At 64.8% G+C, this 17394-nt stretch carries 18 protein-coding genes; 2 read left to right on the top strand and 16 right to left on the bottom strand.

Features of this window, described 5'->3' with window-relative positions; genetic code table 11:
- Nucleotides 1-107: 107 nt before the first annotated feature.
- Genes ACQKJZ_RS07265 through ACQKJZ_RS07255 form a run of 3 tightly spaced genes read right to left on the bottom strand, consistent with a single transcriptional unit; the run spans nt 108 to nt 2487 of the window.
- Nucleotides 108-887 carry a LysR family transcriptional regulator gene (locus tag ACQKJZ_RS07265; protein ID WP_427730540.1) on the bottom strand — a complete coding sequence of 260 codons (780 nt, stop codon included), beginning with the start codon at nt 885-887 and terminating at the stop codon, nt 108-110.
- Nucleotides 884-1282, bottom strand: a complete 399-nt coding sequence (gene apaG, locus ACQKJZ_RS07260; protein WP_427730539.1) for a Co2+/Mg2+ efflux protein ApaG — start codon at nt 1280-1282, stop codon at nt 884-886. The genes ACQKJZ_RS07265 and apaG overlap by 4 nt, the downstream gene beginning before the upstream one ends.
- On the bottom strand, nt 1279-2487 hold the full coding sequence (locus ACQKJZ_RS07255) for a trans-sulfuration enzyme family protein (RefSeq protein WP_409789312.1): 1209 nt from the start codon (nt 2485-2487) through the stop codon (nt 1279-1281). Before ACQKJZ_RS07255 ends, apaG begins: the two co-directional genes overlap by 4 nt.
- A 145-nt stretch (nt 2488-2632) precedes the next feature.
- Here ACQKJZ_RS07255 and ACQKJZ_RS07250 point away from each other — a divergent pair, with 145 nt between their 5' ends.
- Both ACQKJZ_RS07250 and ACQKJZ_RS07245 read left to right on the top strand, forming a co-directional pair.
- A complete protein-coding gene (locus ACQKJZ_RS07250) occupies nt 2633-2944 on the top strand; it encodes a hypothetical protein (protein ID WP_427730538.1) in 312 nt (103 codons plus the stop codon).
- 120 nt (nt 2945-3064) lie between these two features.
- Nucleotides 3065-4309: a phospholipid carrier-dependent glycosyltransferase gene (locus tag ACQKJZ_RS07245; protein ID WP_427730537.1), complete on the top strand. Its 1245-nt coding sequence runs from the start codon at nt 3065-3067 to the stop codon at nt 4307-4309.
- Between the two features lie 93 nt (nt 4310-4402).
- Here ACQKJZ_RS07245 and ACQKJZ_RS07240 read toward each other — a convergent pair whose 3' ends face one another.
- From ACQKJZ_RS07240 to ACQKJZ_RS07180, 13 genes are all read right to left on the bottom strand, one after another.
- Entirely contained in the window at nt 4403-5503 is a 1101-nt protein-coding gene (locus ACQKJZ_RS07240; RefSeq protein WP_427730536.1) for a glycosyltransferase family 2 protein, read from the bottom strand.
- Nucleotides 5504-5508: 5 nt separating this feature from the next.
- Nucleotides 5509-6552: a 3-isopropylmalate dehydrogenase gene (gene leuB, locus ACQKJZ_RS07235; RefSeq protein ID WP_427730535.1), complete on the bottom strand. Its 1044-nt coding sequence runs from the start codon at nt 6550-6552 to the stop codon at nt 5509-5511.
- A 54-nt stretch (nt 6553-6606) separates the two neighbouring features.
- A complete protein-coding gene (recO, locus tag ACQKJZ_RS07230) occupies nt 6607-7338 on the bottom strand; it encodes a DNA repair protein RecO (RefSeq protein ID WP_427730534.1) in 732 nt (243 codons plus the stop codon).
- Nucleotides 7339-7633: 295 nt separating this feature from the next.
- Nucleotides 7634-9577: an NERD domain-containing protein gene (locus ACQKJZ_RS07225; RefSeq protein ID WP_427730533.1), complete on the bottom strand. Its 1944-nt coding sequence runs from the start codon at nt 9575-9577 to the stop codon at nt 7634-7636.
- Nucleotides 9578-9707: 130 nt separating this feature from the next.
- Entirely contained in the window at nt 9708-10010 is a 303-nt protein-coding gene (locus tag ACQKJZ_RS07220) for a hypothetical protein (RefSeq protein ID WP_406889824.1), read from the bottom strand.
- Complete coding sequence (locus ACQKJZ_RS07215; RefSeq protein WP_406889825.1) at nt 10007-11206, bottom strand: helix-turn-helix domain-containing protein; 1200 nt, start codon at nt 11204-11206, stop codon at nt 10007-10009. The genes ACQKJZ_RS07220 and ACQKJZ_RS07215 overlap by 4 nt, the downstream gene beginning before the upstream one ends.
- Nucleotides 11207-11721: 515 nt before the next feature.
- Nucleotides 11722-13641, bottom strand: coding sequence for an excinuclease ABC subunit UvrC (gene uvrC / locus ACQKJZ_RS07210; RefSeq protein ID WP_312489200.1), 1920 nt, complete (start codon nt 13639-13641; stop codon nt 11722-11724).
- A 248-nt stretch (nt 13642-13889) separates the two neighbouring features.
- On the bottom strand, nt 13890-14210 hold the full coding sequence (locus ACQKJZ_RS07205; protein ID WP_042484285.1) for a DMT family transporter: 321 nt from the start codon (nt 14208-14210) through the stop codon (nt 13890-13892).
- A 367-nt stretch (nt 14211-14577) separates the two neighbouring features.
- Nucleotides 14578-15216 (bottom strand): hypothetical protein, encoded by a 639-nt coding sequence (locus ACQKJZ_RS07200; RefSeq protein ID WP_409529608.1) that lies wholly within the window; start codon nt 15214-15216, stop codon nt 14578-14580.
- A gap of 16 nt (nt 15217-15232) precedes the next feature.
- Nucleotides 15233-15727 (bottom strand): ATPase, encoded by a 495-nt coding sequence (locus tag ACQKJZ_RS07195; RefSeq protein WP_042484280.1) that lies wholly within the window; start codon nt 15725-15727, stop codon nt 15233-15235.
- Between the two features lie 63 nt (nt 15728-15790).
- Nucleotides 15791-16018: a F0F1 ATP synthase subunit C gene (locus ACQKJZ_RS07190; protein WP_007406947.1), complete on the bottom strand. Its 228-nt coding sequence runs from the start codon at nt 16016-16018 to the stop codon at nt 15791-15793.
- An 80-nt stretch (nt 16019-16098) separates the two neighbouring features.
- Nucleotides 16099-16890, bottom strand: coding sequence for a F0F1 ATP synthase subunit A (locus ACQKJZ_RS07185; RefSeq protein ID WP_267435006.1), 792 nt, complete (start codon nt 16888-16890; stop codon nt 16099-16101).
- Between the two features lie 33 nt (nt 16891-16923).
- Nucleotides 16924-17241, bottom strand: a complete 318-nt coding sequence (locus ACQKJZ_RS07180; RefSeq protein WP_183952778.1) for an AtpZ/AtpI family protein — start codon at nt 17239-17241, stop codon at nt 16924-16926.
- Nucleotides 17242-17394: the final 153 nt, after the last annotated feature.

Raw genomic sequence — 17394 nt, 5'->3', positions numbered from 1 at the left:
GGCGTTCGTGGAGAAGCCCCACCCCAACCCCTCCCCTGAAGGGGAGGGGCTTTTAGTAATGCAAGGCATTGTTATCATAGCCGAAATCCTCCCCGTTCCGGGGAGGATCAGCCCCCCAGCGCTTCGACTAGCGCCTTGACCTTTTGCTGGCGCCATTGCGGCAGCGGGGCGACCAGCCAGTAACCCATGCGCGACGGCACCGCCTCGCCGGTCGCCACCACTCGGCCCTCGGCCAGATCGCGTTCGGCGAGCAGCTGCGGCACGATCGCTCGGCCCAGCCCCGCCGCCACCGCGTCGATGGCGAGGCCCGCATCGGTCACACGCACCAACGGCACCCCCTCCTCCGGTGCGCCGGGCCATGCGATCAGCGGGGCATCGGCCGGGCCGATGGGGATCATCCCGTCCGACTCGATCGCCTCGCCCTCCAGACCGCCCGGCCCGTCACCCCAACGGATGGCGAGGTCGAGATTGGCTTCGGTGAAGTCCAGCCCTTCGTCCGACGCGATCAGCGAGAAGCGCAGATCGGGGTCGCTGGCGGCAATGGCGGCGAGGCGCGGCATCAGCCATTTCTCGGTCACGTCGCGCGGCGCGGCGATGGTCAGCGACTTGGACGACTGGCCCGCCTGCATCGCGCGCACCGCATCCTCGAATTGCAGGAAACCCGCGCGCAACGAGCCCAGCCCCGCCTCGGCCTCGGGCGTCAGTTCCAGCCCGCGCGTGGTGCGACGAAACAGCACGACGCCCAGCGTATCCTCCAGCGCACGGATCTGCTGGCCCACCGCCGCCGGGGTTACCGCCAATTCGTCGGCGGCGCGGGTGAAGCTCAGGTGACGCGCCGCCGCGTCGAGTACGCGCAGGCCGTTGAGCGGCAGGTGCGTGCGCTTCACGATTCCACCGCCGGCGCGATCAGCGCGAAATGCGGGATGGCGACGTCGAAGGTCACGCCGTCCGCACCGACCATCTTGTAGCTGCCCTGCATCGCCCCGCTGGTCGTCGCCAGCGGACAACCCGAGACATAGTCATAGGCGGTACCCGGCTGGATCACCGGCTGTTCGCCGACCACGCCTTCGCCCTCCACCGAATGGCGCGCACCGCGCCCATCGGTGATGATCCAACGGCGGGTGAGCAGCTGCACCGGCTGATCCCCGTCATTCTCGATGCGGATATGATAGGCCCAGAACCAGCGCCCGCGCTGCGGCTCGGACTGTTCGGGCAGATAGCTGACCGAGACGCGGACCGTCACCGGCCCGCTGGTCAGCGCATGGGAGAAGAGCGCCTTCACAGACCCACGGCGCGCAGGGCCTGGTCGAGATCGTCGATCAGGTCGTCCGCATCCTCCAGCCCCACATTCAGGCGCAGCATCCCCTCGCCGATGCCCATCTCGACCCGCTTGTCCTCGGCGACACCGGCATGGGTGGTCGAGGCCGGGTGGGTCATCAGCGAGCGCGAGTCGCCGATATTGTTGGAGATGTCGATCAGCTCCAACGCGTCGAGCAGGCCATGTGCCTGTTCGCGACCGCCATCGAGTTCCAGCGCGAAGATGCTGCCCCCCGCCTTCATCTGGCGCATCGCCAGCTCGTGCTGCGGATGGCTGGGCAGCGCCGGGCACAGGACGCGCGGCACCCGGCCCTCCAGGAAGGTCGCGACCTTCAGCGCCGATTCCGACTGGCGGTGGATGCGCAGGTCCAGCGTCTCCAGCCCCTTCAACACCACCCAGGCATTGAAGGCCGACAGCGTCGGGCCGGTGTTGCGGGTGAAGGGCAGCAGCGTGTTGGTGATGAAATCTTCCGTACCGCACACCGCGCCCGCCAGCACGCGGCCCTGCCCGTCCATCATCTTTGTGGCCGAATAGGCGGTGACGTCCGCGCCGAAGTCCATCGGCCGCTGAAGCGCGGGGGTCGCGAAGGCATTGTCGACGACCGTGGTGATGCCGCGCTCGCGCGCTATGGCGCAGATCGCTTCCAGGTCGGCGACGTCCATCGTCGGATTGGCGGGGGTTTCGAAGAAGAAGACCTTCGTCTCGGGGCGGACCGCATCGAGGAACGCCTGCGGATCGCGGGCATCGACGACGGTGGTGGCGATGCCGAACTTAGGGAGCAGCGTGTCGGTCAGCCAGCGGCACGATCCGAACGCCGCGCGCCCGCCGACCAGATGGTCGCCCGCCTGCAACTGGCAGAGCAGCACCGCAGTCATCGCCGCCATACCCGACGCCATGGTCCGGCACGCCTCGGCCCCTTCGAGGAGCGCGATACGCTGCTCCAGCATCTCGACGGTCGGGTTCTGGAGGCGGGAATAGGTCATCCCCTCCTGCTCGCCCGCGAACCGCGCCGCCGCATCGCCCGCCCGGTCATAGCAATAGCCCGAGGTCAGGAAGAGCGCCTCGGACGTCTCGCCATATTCCGACCGCGCGGTGCCGCCGCGTACGGCCTGCGTCGCGGGGCGCCATTGGTTGGTGATCGAACGGTCCTGGCCAGTCTTACGCTTCATGCCAGCCCATTTGCCGGTCCGGGACACGGGGTTCAAGGATATTCCGCCTATCATGGCGGACAGCATCCCTCCCAACTGTCACCGTTACACGATCGGAACGAAAATCGGCCCGATCCGGTTATGCCCGCGACCTGCAACAGGGAGAATGACGACGAAGATGGGTATCGGCCTTTTGCTGGCGGCCAGCGTGGTGTCGCTGTCGGCCTGCAACAGCAAGGGCACCGACAAGCTGGCCGACCGTGTCGAGAACGCCGCGGACAACCGCGCCGACACCATGGAGTCGCAGGCCGACGCGCTGCGCAACGAAGCCAAGATGCTCGACAAGCGCGCCGAGAACACCCGCGACTATGCCGAGGACCGCGCCGACGCGATCAAGGCGGCGGACGTCAACGCCAGCGCGATGAGCCAGGAACAGCGCGACGCGATCGTCGCCAACCAGGCCGCGGCGGTCCGCTAAGCCGGCCAGTCGTGATGACGGAGGGCCCCACCCTCCGTCATCCCCCAATGTCGTCGGCGGTAGGAGCCCCCGCCACCAAAGTCATTGCCCGATCGCCGCGCCAGCGCCATGACCATGGCCATGCGCCGTCTGCTCGCCCCCTTCAGCCGCCCGGCCCCGGCGCTGTTCGCGCTGCTCGCCATCGCCCAGGCGATCTTCAGCTGGCGGCTCACCACCCCGCACACGCTGGTCTTCGACGAAGTCCATTATGTCCCCGCCGCGCGCACGCTGCTGGCGCTGTCGGGGCCGGTGAATATCGAGCATCCGTTGCTAGGCAAGACGCTGATCGCCGCCGGGATGCTGGTGTTCGGCGACAATCCGCTGGGCTGGCGCGCGCTGTCGACGCTGGCGGGGACGGCGATCGTCGGGGGCGTGTTCGCGATCGTCTGGCTGATGACACGGCGGACGCGCGCGGCGGCGGTCGCGGGCCTGCTGACCATCGTCAATTTCGTGGTGCTGGTGCAGGCGCGCATCGCCATGCTCGACGGGTTCATGGCGGCCTTCGTCGTGCTGGCGGTCGCCGCCATGGGCTGGGCGATGCGCGGCGACGCAGGCCAGAGCCGATGGCGCTGGACGCTGGGGGCCGTGCTGCTGGGGCTGGCGGTCGGCACCAAATGGGCGGCGGTGCCCTATCTGGGCTATGCCGCGATCGGCTTCGTCCTGCTGAAGCGCGGCGATCCGTCGCGCTGGCCGGGGTTGCGTTGGTGGTCGGCCTGGGGACTGCTCGGGCTGGCGGCCGGCCTCGCCTATGCCGCGACCTTCGCGCCGGCCTTTTCCTACGCGTCCGAGCCGATGACGCTGGCGCGGCTGATCCCATTCCAGCTCGACATGTATGCCCGCCAGACCCAGATCCTACCGCCGCACGCCTATCAGTCGGCCTGGTGGAGCTGGCCCGTCATCGGGCGGCCGATCTGGTATTTCTACGAAGTCGCGGATGGGGCGCAGCGGGGGATTTTCCTGCTCGGCAATCCGGCGGTGATGTGGGGCGGACTGGTCGCGGTGGCGGCCTGTGCGCTGGGCTGGCTGCGGACGCGCGAGGTGCGGCTGAGCGTCGCCGCCGCGCTTTGGATCGGCGGGTTCGCGATCTGGGCCATCATCCCCAAGTCGCTGGGCTTTTACTATTATTACTTCCTGCCGGCGATCTGGCTGTCGGTGGCGCTGGCGGTGGCGATCGACCGGTGGCGCGGCTGGCTGCGCGATTGGGACGAGGTCTATCTGGTCGCGGCGATCAGCCTGTTCGTCTATTTCTATCCGATCCTGACGGCCGGGGCGCTGGGCGGGCCGAGGGCTTTCCTGCGCTGGGCCTGGTTTGCGGATTGGCGGTGAGGGAATCCCTTGGCCTTCGACTTCGCTCAGGCTGAACGGAATTCAGGAAAATAGCCGTTCAGGCCGAGCGACGTCGAAGCCCACATACCAGCCTCAATACCGCCCCCACACGAACCGCGACGACAGCGCATAATTCCACACCGCGCCGATCAGCACGCCGATCAGCGCCGATACCGCCCATTCATTGGCGCGCGCATCGTACAGAAAGGCCGCGACCCCGACATTGGCGACCGCTCCAACCGAACAGACCAGACAGAAGGACACCCAGCCATCGAGAAGCGGCTTGAGCCCACGCAGTCGCCGGTCGCGATAGGTCAGCGCGTTGTTCAGGAAGAAGTTGAACGTCATCGCCGCCGCCACCGCCAGGATCTGGCTGGCGAGGAAACCCGCGCCCAACGCCACGAAGAACAGGCTCAAGACCGCCATGTGCACGCCCACGCCCAGCACCCCGATCGCCGAGAACATGGCGAAGCGCACCGGCACCACCTTGCCAAAGCGACGGTCGTACAGCGCGATCAGATATTCCATCGCCACGACATGGTCGAGCTTCGACTCGCCCTCGGTCCGCACGCGAAAGACATAGGGCATCTCGGCGGCGCGTAAGGGGCGCGGCGAGGCGCTCATGATGTCGAGCAGGATCTTGAAGCCGATGCCCGACAGATGCGGCACCGTGGCGCGCGCGATGTCGGTGCGGACCATGAAGAAGCCACTCATCGGGTCGGACAGGTTCACGTTCAGTACCCGCTGCGACAATCTGGTGGCGAAGGCCGACTTGGCGACGCGGTCGCGGTCCCAGTCGCCCGTCCCGCCGCCATCGACGAAGCGCGAGCCCACCACCAGATCAAGATCGCCTTCCGCCTGCAACCGGTCGAGCATCTTCGGGAGCAGCGTCTCGTCATGCTGAAGGTCGCCGTCGATCACCGCGACCATCGGCGCGGCGGTGGCGCACATCCCCTCGATACAGGCGGAGGACAGCCCGCGCCGCCCGATGCGCTGGATCACCCGGACGCGAGGATCGACCCGGCCCAGCTCACGCGCCGCCTCGGCGGTGCCGTCGGGGCTGTTGTCGTCGACGAAGATCGCCTCCCACCGCCGCCCGGCCAGCGCCTGGTCGAGCTTGGCGATGAGCACGGGCACATTGGCGCGCTCGTTGAAGGTCGGGATGACGACCGCGAGTTCAAGGAGCGCGCCCATGCGGATCAGAGTCGGTCGAGGATCGCGTCGGCCATGGCGCGGGTCGACAGGCTGCCGCCCAGATCGCCGGTCCGCGCGCCCTCGCGGATCGCGCCCGCCACCGCCGCGTCGATGCGGTCGGCCGCCTCCGTCATCCCCAGCGAGTGGCGCAGCATCATCGCCGACGACAGGATCGCCGCACACGGATTGGCCTTGCCCTGCCCCGCGATGTCAGGGGCCGAGCCATGGATCGGCTCGTACAGCCCCTTGCCCGTCGCACCCAGTGCGGCGGAGGGCAGCATGCCGATCGAGCCGGCGCACATCGACGCCTGATCCGACAGGATGTCGCCGAACAGATTGCCGGTCAGGATGACGTCGAACTGACCCGGATCGCGCACCAGCTGCATCGCGCAATTGTCGACATACATATGGTCGAGCGCGACCTCGGGGTAATCCTTCGCCACCTCGATCACCACGTCACGCCACAGCTGCGAGGTTTCCAGTACATTGGCCTTGTCCACCGACAACAGGCGGCGGCGGCGGCGCATCGCGGTCTCGAAGCCGACGCGCGCGATCCGCGCGACCTCTTCCTCGTCATAGCGCATCAGGTCATGGCCTTCGCGCAGGCCCGCCTCGGTGGTGCCGCGGCCCTTCGCGCCGAAATAGACATCGCCGGTCAGCTCGCGCACGATCACCATGTCGATGCGGCGCGCGATGTCGGGGCGAAGCGAGCTGGCATCCTCCAGCCCCTCGAACAGCCGCGCCGGGCGCAGGTTCGCGAACAGGCCGAACGCCTTGCGCAGGCCAAGAATCGCCTGCTCCGGCCGGTGCGCCCGTTCCAGGGTGTCGAAACGGGGATCGCCGACTGCACCGAACAGCAGCGCATCGGCGCGGCCCGCCACCTCCAGCGTCTCGGGCGGCAGCGGATGGCCCGCCGCCTCGTAAGCCGCCCCGCCGACCTTGGCCTCCTCGAAGGTCAGGCCCAGGTCCAGCGCCTCCAGCACGCGCCGCGCTTCCGCCGTCACTTCCGGGCCGATGCCGTCACCGGCGAGGATCGCGATCAATGCCATGGCTGGCCCCTTCCTGTCTTTGTTCGGAGCGCCCTTTGCCTTAGCGGGCGGGCATCACGCAACCGCCCTTTTGAACCGATCGAACAACCGCGCACGCGCTGGCATGGGATCATTGCGCAAGCCAGCCAATATGTCGCGCGCCAGGAAATGCGCGGTGATACGCGCGCCCGCGAAGATGTCGGGCCAGTCCGCCACTCCCCCCTCGCGCAGGAAGGTGGGCAACGGCAACAGCCGCTCCTCATAGCCGAACGCCGCCCCCGCCGACACCGCCGCGCCGCTCTTGGGGCTGACATAGGCGAGGTCGTCCGCCGCGCCGGTCACGGTGCAGCGTTCCAGGTCCAGCCCGAACCCCAGTTGCCCGAGCAGCAGCAGTTCATAACGCACCAACGCCCCCGCCCAGCCCCGCGCCGAGGGCGCCGATTCGATCGCCGTCAGCACCGCGTCGAGCGCGTCATAGAGGACCGGATAAGGCTGTTCCTCAGGCAAGGCGGCGGCGGTCAGCGCGCACAGCCACTCGATCCCGGCGGCGGCCAGCGGCTCGCCATGCAGCCCCGCGCGGCTATGCCCCGGCTCGATGGTCAGCGCGGGCAACTGCTCGACGGTGCGCGCCCGCCACTCGCCGATTATGTCGTTCCCCGGTTGCAGGATCGGCCGCAACCCCCGCGACCTCCCGCCCCGGACATAACCCGGCTGCACCCCATCCGCGCGGGTCAGGCCCCGCACGATCGCCCCATGCTCGCCATGCGGCCGGACCGACAGGATGATAGCGGGGGCAACCCGGTGCATGGAGCAGGATGTAGGGGGGAATGGGGTGGGATGCTATGTGGTGGTGGGATTATTACCCTACCGAGCGAAGCGCAATCGTTGCTCTTTGCAGTTTAGCCTTTCCCGAAAAGGATCGGATAGCGGGATGGCTTCGGCCGTCCTGAATGGCGTAATATGGGACTTCTCAGCCGTTGCACCGCCCCCATCGCCGAGAGACACGTTGATGGGGGTACCCATCTTACACCACGGTCTGGACCCATTGATGTGGACTATCCCCATGACTACCCGAAGGTCATACGTATGCCGCACCTTAGGTTTAGCTGACCATCTCGTTGTAACGCCTGCCAAATTCGGCGAGTCTAGGCTCCGAGCAAACGACAATTATATGACTGCCAGCTGGATGACGCTTCAAGCGAGTGAGTGCAGCATAAATTGCGGTGCAGTTTTTATATTCGCGGATGCTAGCGATGTAAACTACGAGAAGCCGGGTCTCCCATCCTTTGAAACTGTGAAAGGTCGTGGCCTTGATGCGCGGTTGACCCATCCAAAATGCCATTTTCAGGCGGCCTTCCTTCGCCTTGTCATGTTCGTAAGTGTGGGCGATGTTGTGCTTATATCCTGTGTATGTTTCCAACTGGTCGACCACCTTTTGACCGTGATCGATTGAATCACAGAGAAACACGATGTCGCTGTTGGACGTGCTATTGTCTTTCACATTGTATTTCATTTGATGCACTGCATATGTGCACTTCGCGACGGCCTCCTGCTCTGAACATTGGATCCAGCGAACCGAGCTTTCGTCCAGTTCGAGGCTAGCCTGGTCACGTTCAGGCAAATCGCGCGATTCTGCGGGTAGGTAACGCGTGGCGAAGTCCCTCGCGAGGCCCAGGGCAGCGGAAGGGACGCGGTAGCCGACCTTGAGTTGGGCCCAGGGCCCCTTGAATCCGGCTCCCGACATCACCTCTTCGGTCCAGTTCCCGGCTGTGCCGTAAACGTCCTGAGTGACATCGGCGACCAGCACCATTTCACCATCCGTGCGGCAAATTTTGCGCAGGGCGTCCCACCACTGGGGCAGGAGATCCTGTCCCTCATCGACAAGCACGGCATCGAACTGTTCGAATTGGCTGAGCGCACGCGCAGCCTCTCCGGCTAAGCGAGGAACCTGATCATTCAGGATTGGGCCACTGATCGCACTGATTCGCCGCTTCTTCTCTTTAGGATCGAGGCTTGGATTATTCTGAATCTCGGCGATCGGCTTCATGATCTTGCTGTATCGATCGAGGAACCCCAGGTGTTCGATCCGCCTGTGCTGGCAGACCTGTTTGGACCACCCGTGAAAATGAGTGAACGTTACTCCGCTCATCGGCTTCGACACGGATCTGCCGTTCACGACGAGATCGCGCAAGCCGCGCACGATCATGTCATGCAGGTAGTGCCACAGCGTGATGTTGAACGAGACAATGAGGACCGATTTGCCCTCGCTGGCAAGCCGAGCGGCGCGACCGGCCAGCACCACCGATTTGCCCGATCCCGCTGGCCCTTTGATGCGGCGATAGCCCGATGGGGTTCTCGTGTTCGTCATGGTCCGCTGGTTGCTGTCCATGACCAGCGGTTCGCGCTGGGTTTTGGCAAAATCGGGTTCGACGAGCCATTTCCGCATGTCGGCAGCGTGATATGGCCGCATGACCGTTTGACCTTCACGTTTGAGCAAGGGGATCCTGCGTTTCAGGCCGCCTGCCATCATGTCTTCCTTCCCGGCGACGGGGAGCCAAGTTTCCCGGTTTTCCTGTTCCTTGTCGTTCAGAAAGCGCTTTTGAAGCTCCAGTATCTGGTCCCGGGGAGCAAATGGGAAGATCACGAGGGGCGTGATCGTGCCGAATCCTGCCTTTTCGGGCAGGCGGGGGCAGTATATATTGAAGATCGCTTCCTTGTATTCCTTGATCCTTGAAAACGGGTTGGGGATGGCAAATTCCTCGTCACCCTTTCGAGCGTAGAGTTCGGCGTGGCCGTTGTCTCGCGTTTTGACAAAATAGTGCATCGCGTCGAAGTTCCAGTCCTTCACCTCGATCACGACGATGCCGACAGTCGGATTAAGGAGCACGAAGTCTGGGCGTGTGCCGTTGAGGTGGGGCTGGAGGTAAATCTCCCAGGCCTCGTCCAGTTCGCGATCCAGTTGATCAAACACCAAGCGCTCGCCAGCAGTGAGCGGCTGCCTCAGACTGTCGAGTTCGTTCCGGGGAGGTTCGACGATACGGGACATGAGCAACCTTTTTCAGAAATTCAAAAGTGTGTTATTGCAAAAACCTAAAACGGACGTTTACCGGTTGTTTGCACGTGCTACTCCCGGTCCGCAGTACCTTCCTGGCACCTTCGGGCCGGTAGCCTCCCGATCAGTGGATCCAGGCGGTGGTGACGACGAGGCCGTTTTCAGCGACGATCACGTAAGCGCTGCGGGCGCGCTCAAGCCGGCGGGCGTCTGACCCGACCTGCTCGACGAACCGCCGCCAGGTGCGATCGGTGAAGGCATAGCTAAAGCATCCCCCACCTGCGTGGCGCTCCTGGCCGAAGTCGATGACGGCATCGATGATGTCTGGTGACATGCTGCGTTGCTGGCTGCGCAGCGCCGCGTGTCTGCTGAGTTTCGTGCCCGCGGCGGCGCACGAGGTGGGGCGGCGGCAATCGAACGGGTTCACTGGCTGCCTCCCTCGAACGCAGCCTTTGATGCGGTGCGATGCGCCTGAAGTTCCTCGAACCTCTCGACGTCAGCCTTAGTGCAAGGGTAACTAGGTTCGGGCTCGTGCTTGAACCGCCTACGGAAGGCGAAAGGGGCGGGGTACCGCGCGTCGTCAACGAAGCGGGTTTCTGCGAAGGGATTGGCACGGGCCTCCTCAATCGTCTTGTCTGAGTAGTAGGCCGGATACCATTCTGCCGGATGGCAAAGCGCTGCTGTCAGTTTCTCGTATTCCTGCGCCCATTCGGGATGCTCCAGTTCGTAGCCCTGGCGCCATTGATCGAGCTTTGCCTGGCTTGCTCGCCGCTGGTCCTCGAGCATCGCGTGGTGCGCGGCCGCTTGGTCGGCCAGATCCTTACGAATGAGCTCGGCCAGCTGGTTCAGGTCGCCCTTGTTCGCGATCTCGGCCTTGTCGATACTGGTGGAGAAGCGCACCTCGCCGCGGACCAGCCTGCGGGTGATTTCCGGATCTCCCTCGGCGACGAGATCAAGCAAGGCAACGTGGGGATTGAAGCCGTTGGCATCGGGCACATGGTCGGGCCAGTTTTGATCCCACATATCGATGCTGACCGCATTGTCGGTTTCCGCGACCATCCGGCGCAATACCTCGAAGAAGAGATTGCGCGGAAGAGCCGTTGAACCCTGTTCTGGTTCGAGCCCGAAGCATTTGTGATTACGGACTGCCTCGCGATCGAGGTCCAGACCTTCGACTTCGTCCGGGCTTCCAAACCTTCCGATGCGGATGCCCCGGTTCCTCGCTTCGCACTCATGCGCCGCGAAGAAGGCATCGTCATCGCCGGGGATCTGGAGCGCCCGGGCCGCGACGGTCGCGAACAGGATTGGCGCCAGTTCGAGGATCTGGGTCTGCGAAACGTTGAAAACTAGCTTCATGGCCGCGTAGGCATTGTGCGACGCTGCCGACACCCGGCCCGAAACGATGACGCCTTCCATGCTGTCCGCAAAGTCCGGGTCGAAGTCCTTGGGGCTGCAACCAAGCGCTTCGGCCAGCTTCACGATAGAGGCGCTCTTGGGTATCTGGTGGCCATTGGCCCAGCGACTGACTGAGCGCACATCGCACTGGATTTTTTCGGACAGCTGTTTTTGGCTGGCCCCACACGCCTTCATTTTCTTACGAAAAAGTTCCGCCTTAAATGCCATGTCACATCTTCCTCTGGGTGGTACGATGCCAGTAGTACGGCGGTGTGAAGGTCATTTTAAGATGGTCAATTTTGTCCTGTTTTCCCAGGTGTAAGAGGGTAATATTTTGGATATTTGCAAACCCGCATTGAGAAAGGACAAAATATACGACAATTAGGGATTATCCGGTTAGTTCGATCGAAATTCGCGCAAATTAACCGTACACGTTGACGACCGATCGGGCTGTTTGAGGTGGCCCCCTAAATGACCTGACAGGGTCTCACTCTTAGATAAGAGTGAGGCATATGACTGAGCATACGACCATGCGTTACACCGATGGCGAGGCTTGGTCCGGCACTGGCTTTCCCGATTGGGAACCAGTCGCGGGAATGCCCAAGATTTCCTCTGCGAAATAGCGCTGGGGGCGGCGGGTTTCCCATAATATGTTCCCGATTGCTTTTTCCCGAAATGGCCCTGGGCCGATGGGAAAACGGGAATGGTGGGACGCGTAGATTGTCGGTGCCCGCCCCTTTCCCTCACCGGCTATGGTAAAAGTCATACACCTGCTGTGCGACCGCCTGGCTGACCCCCGGCGCCTTCCGCAAGTCCTCCAGACTCGCATTGCGCACCGCGCGCCCCGTGCCGAAGTGCATCAGCAGCGCCTTCTTCCGCGCCGGGCCGATGCCGGGCACCTCGTCCAGCGGGCTGGCGCCCATCGCCTTGGCGCGCTTGTCGCGGTGGGCGCCGATCACGAAGCGGTGGACTTCGTCGCGTAGCCGCTGAAGGTAGAAGAGCAGCGGCGCGTTGACCGGCAGCATCCGTTCGCTGCCGTCCATCATGTGAAAGACCTCGCGCCCCTCGCGGCCGTGATGCGGCCCCTTGGCGACGCCGACCAGGCAGACATCCTCGATGCCCAGATCCTCCAGCACCGCCTTGGCCGCGTTGAGCTGGCCGCGGCCGCCGTCGATCAGCACCAGGTCGGGCCAGGTCGCGTCGTCGCGGTCGGGATTTTCCTCCAGCTGGCGGGCGAAGCGGCGGCGGAAGACTTCGCGCATCATCCCAAAATCATCGTTGGTCGCCGCCTCGTTCCCCTTGATGTTGAACTTGCGATACTGGCCCTTCTGGAACCCTTCCGGCCCCGCCACGACCATCGCGCCCAGCGCGTTGGTGCCCTGGATATGGCTGTTGTCGTACACCTCGATCCGCTGCGGCGGTTCGGACAGGTCGAAGAAATCGGCGACCTCTCGCAGCAGCTTGGCCTGGGTGGTCGACTCGGCCAGCCGCCGGTCGAGCGCCTCCACCGCGTTGCGCTTGGCCTGGTCGAGCAGGCGGCGGCGGTCGCCGCGCTGCGGCACGGTCAGTTGCACCTTGTACCCGGCACGCTCGCCCAGCGCCTCGGTCAGCAACTCGCCCTCGGGCAGGTCGCGGTCGAGCAGGATCGTCTTGGCGGGCGGCACTTCCTCATAGAACTGCGTGAGGAAGCTGGTCAGCACCTCCTCCTCGGGCACGTCGGTCGTGTGCGCGGGGAAGAAGCTGCGATGCCCCCAATTCTGGCCGCCGCGAATGAAGAAGGCCTGGATGCCCATCACCCCTTCGCGACATGCCAGCGCGAAGATGTCGGCGTCGCCCACCCCCTCGGCATTGATCGCCTGCGTGCCCTGGATAAAGGTCAGCGCCTTCAGTCGGTCGCGCAGGATCGCGGCCAGTTCGAAGTCCATCGCCTCGGCCGCCGCCTGCATCTGGGTGCCCAGCTTGGCCTGGACCTGAGTCGATTTGCCGCCGAGGAAGTTCTTGGCATCGGCGACCAGCTCGGCATAGGCGGCCTCGTCGATCCGGCCGACGCACGGCGCCGAGCAGCGCTTGATCTGGTAGAGCAGGCACGGCCGGTCGCGCCCCTTGAAGAAGCTGTCGGTGCAGGAGCGGAGCAGGAACAGCTTTTGCAGCGCGTTCAGCGTGTTGTTGACGCTGCCCGCGCTGGCGAAGGGGCCGTAGTAATTGCCCACCGCGCGCCTGGCGCCGCGATGCTTCTGGATGCGCGGGAAGTCGTGATCGTTGCGCAGCAGGATGAAGGGAAAGCTCTTGTCGTCGCGCAGTAGGACGTTGAAGGCGGGGCGATAGCGCTTGATGAGCTGCGCCTCGAGCAGCAGCGCCTCGGCTTCGTTGTTGGTCGTGACGATGGTCATCGACCGCGTCTGCGCGACCATGCGTTGCAGGCGCTTGGGCAGGCGATCGACCTGGGTATAGTTGGCGACGCGGTTCTTCAGCGCGCGCGCCTTGCCGATATAGAGGACATCGCCGCGCGCATCCTGCATGCGGTACACACCCGGCCGCAGCGGCAGCGTCGCCAGCACGTTGCGGATCGCGGCCACCCCCGCCTTCAGATCGGGCGCATCGGCCCCGCGTAAGGTGAAGGTGGACTTCTCTTCGTTGAAGCGGTCGACGGGGGGCTCGGACATCGGGTGCGATTTAGGGTTGCAGCGAGCCGATCGCTACCCTGTGAGGTCGCTTTGGATCACGCGAAGCCGCGAGGACGCGAAGGTTTTTTGTTCGCGCAGAGGCGCGGAGGACGCAGAGGCGTTCCGAACGTGGCGATCGGGAGACCTTCTTCTTCCTCCGCGCTCTCTGCGCCTCTGCGCGAACCAATCTCTTCGCGCCTTCGCGCCTTCGCGGCTTCGCGGCTTCGCGGCTTCGCGAGAACTTCTCTTTACCCCTGCGCGAAGAGCTTGGTGCCCATCACGCCGATGACGGTCAGGACCATGAAGCCCGCCTGGATCGGCGCGATCTTGTCGCCGAACACGATGGCCCCGCCGATCACGACGCCGACCGCGCCAAGTCCGGTCCACACCGCATAGGCAGTCCCGGCCGGAAGACCGCGCATGGCGAGCGCCAGCAGACCCATATTCACGAAGCTGAGGATGATCGGCACGCTCGACGCCTGCCAGGTGGCGACGGTCGCCGCCCATTTCAGGCTGAGCGCCCAGCAGATCTCGGTAATTACGGCAATGCCCAGAATGACCCATGCCATCGGACCGTCTCCTTTGTCACGGGCTCGAGGGTAGGCATCGTCGCCGGAAACCCGAAAGAGACGGCGATGCGGCCCCGCTCGTGACGGGGGTATGTGGTGTGGGGTCCGGCCTCTCTACCACCGGGCTGACGCCCGGCGGTCCCCCTCCCCAAGGCGAGCTTGGGGAGGAATGGGCTTTCCCGACCTCAGTTCAGGCTGAGCGAAGTCGAAGCCCACGTCCTGCCCTATCCCCGCGCGGCGGAGAGGAATTCCCTTGGGCTTCGACTTCGCTCAGCCTGAACTGAGGGTGTGCGACGCGGCCCCAAAACGACCGAACCGCGCCTCGGGCCAACCCGAAGCGCGGTCCTGTCTCCGGCCCTGACGCCGATCAGTTCGGGCGACCGAGCCCTGCGATAGTGCGGTCGATCATCGCCCGATCGGCATCGGCCGAGTGATGCTCGGCGATCAGCAGACCGGCGGCCTTGGCGGCGGCCTCCGCCGCACGGGCGCGGACCTCGGCAATCGCGGTGCGCTCGGCAGCGGCGATCTTATCCTCGGCCATCTTGGCGCGACGCTCCATCAGCGCCTCGGCATCGGCCTTGGCCTTGCTGAGCAGCTGACCCGCCTCGTGCTGCGCCTGGACGCGCATCGCCTCGGCATCGGCATGCGCCGCCTTCGCCTTGGCCTCATATTCGGCCTTCAGCGCTTCGGCTTCCTGACGCAGCTTGGTCGCCTCGTCGAGCTGGGCGCGGATGCCGGCGATCTTCTGGTCGAGCGAACGCCCGATCATCGACGGCACCTTCTTGACCAGCATGCCGATCAGCACGACCAGAGCGGCGAGTGCCACCCAGCCGGTCGAATCGAAACCCAGCGCGGTCGGGCTGGCGGCGTGATGCTCGGTCTCGGCGGCGGCGACCGTGTTGCCGGTCAGGCCATCGCCCTCGCGGATCGGACGCTGCGCCATGCCCTCAGCCGATGCGGCGTCGGCCAGGTTCTGCGCAACCAGCGCATCGCCATTGGTCAGCACGCCGTTTGCGGAATGATTAGCCATGCGCGCTCACCTTTCGCACCGCGTCGGCCGCCGCATCCTCGCCCACCTGGACGCCGGACAGCTTGGCGACGAGATCGCGCGCGGCTTCCGCCGCCACGGTCTGAAGATTGGCCATCGCCTCGACCTTGGCATTGGCGATCGCCAGGTCGTGATGACCCAGGCGCTCGGCCAGGTCGGCATCGGCCGCCTTGACCTGCGCCTCGAAAGCATGGGTCGCCCGCGCCTTGGCGGCGTTGGTTTCGGCCATCGCGGCGACGCGCGCGGCGTCCATTTCGGCACGCCATGCCGCCTCGACCCGGTCGGCCTCGGCACGCGCGGCCTCCGCCGCCGCCAGATCGCCGGCGATACGGCCTTCGCGAGCGTCGACGGTCGCCTGAATCTTGGGCACCATCCCACGACCGACCACAAAATACAGCAGGCCGAACGTGATCAGGAGCCAGAAGATCTGCGACGCATAGGTCGCACTGATCTGTGCTATCTGGGGCATGGAGTCCTCGTTGCCATATCAACCGGGCGCATCGTCACCGACACGCCCGGCCGATCCGAATGATTAGGCGACGAACACCAGGATGATCATCGTCACGAAGGCGAGCAGGCCCAGAAGCTCGGCACCGGCGAAACCGATGAACAGGCGGCCCTGCTGGCTGTCCGCCGCACCCGGATTGCGCAGCGCGCCTTCAAGGAACTTGGCGAACACGTTGCCCACGCCGAGCGAGGCGATGCCCATGCCGATAGCGGCCAGACCGGCACCGATCAGCTTCGCGGCTTCTGCGTCCATTTCAATCACTCCAGTTCAAAAAGGGTCGTTTGGGTATTCAAAGTGGCGGCGCGACCGCCCGCCCGATCCAACTTACCGGATCAGTGCAGGTTGACGGCGTCGTTCAGGTAAACCGAGGTCAGCAGCGCGAAGACGTAAGCCTGGATCGCGGCGACCAGCAGTTCGAGAAGCGTGATGCCGATCATCAGCAGGAAGCTCGGCAGGGTGATGAGCGCGGCGTAACCGGGGCCCATGTTGATGCCGTTGATGACGAAGGCGGCGAGAACCTTCAGTAGGATGTGCCCCGCGGTCATCGCGACGAACAGTCGCAGACCCAGCGAGAAGGGGCGCACCAGGAAGCTCATCAGCTCGACTACGAAGATCAGCGGAATCATCAGCTTGGGCGTGCCGTGCGGCACGAACAGCGCAAAGAAGTGGAAGCCATGGCGGCCGAAGCCGACGATCAGCACGATCGCGAACGAGATCAGCGCGAGCACGCCGGTCACGGTCACATGGCTGGTCACGGTGAAGGGATGGACACCCGGCACGACGCCGAAGGGCAGCAGGCCCAGCACGTTGGCGAACAGGATGAACATGAACAGCGAGAAGACGTACGGCAGGAAGCGCTTGCCTTCCGGGCCGATGTTCGACGTCAGCATCGAGTTGACGAAGCCGGTGAAGCCCTCGACCGCCGCCTGCCAGCGCCCGGGGACCAGATCGCGCTTCATGCCGCCGATCATGAACACCCACAACGCGACCAGCGTCGCCACCATCCACAAAGCGGAATTGGTGAAGGAAAGGTCGTAGCCGCCGACCACCCAGTGCCGACCGAGCACCGGCTCGATCAGGAACTGGTGCATCGGATCAATCTTGCCGCCCGATTCTGCCGCCACGCTGCTTCGTTCCCACATATGACGAACGCCCGGTTACTCCGGGCGCTCACCAGAAATCCGAATGATCTGCCTGAACGCCACGCCGATCCCCAGGAACAGCATCACGATCAGGGCCCAGGGTGCGGTGCCGAACCAGCGGTCGAAGAGCCAGCCGATCAACGCACTGCCGACAAGACTTCCGATCAGCGCGGAGATCACGCGGCTGCCCTGGGAATAACCCCTGTCGGCGTCCACCTTCACCCCCTGCCGCGCTACGCCGTCCGCTTTCGCCTTGGCCAATCGCTGATCCAGCGCGGCCAGACGCGGATCGTCCGCATCGCCAAAGTCCTGTCCGGGTTCCTTCTCCGCCACGCAGCCACCCTCACCTGATTTCGTCACCGAAGGGGAGAATGCGCGCGAACGGCGAGCGACCCCGCCAAGGCGAGGCCCGTTTAGAAAGCCCCTCCCCCCAAGTCAACCGCCTGGGGGTGGGGTTGTGACAGATGTGTTAAGGATTGTTGCCGA

It is taken from the genome of Sphingomonas sp. NPDC019816, from assembly GCF_050274375.1.
Classification (GTDB): domain Bacteria; phylum Pseudomonadota; class Alphaproteobacteria; order Sphingomonadales; family Sphingomonadaceae; genus Sphingomonas.
This window is presented reverse-complemented; position numbering and strand designations above follow the sequence as displayed.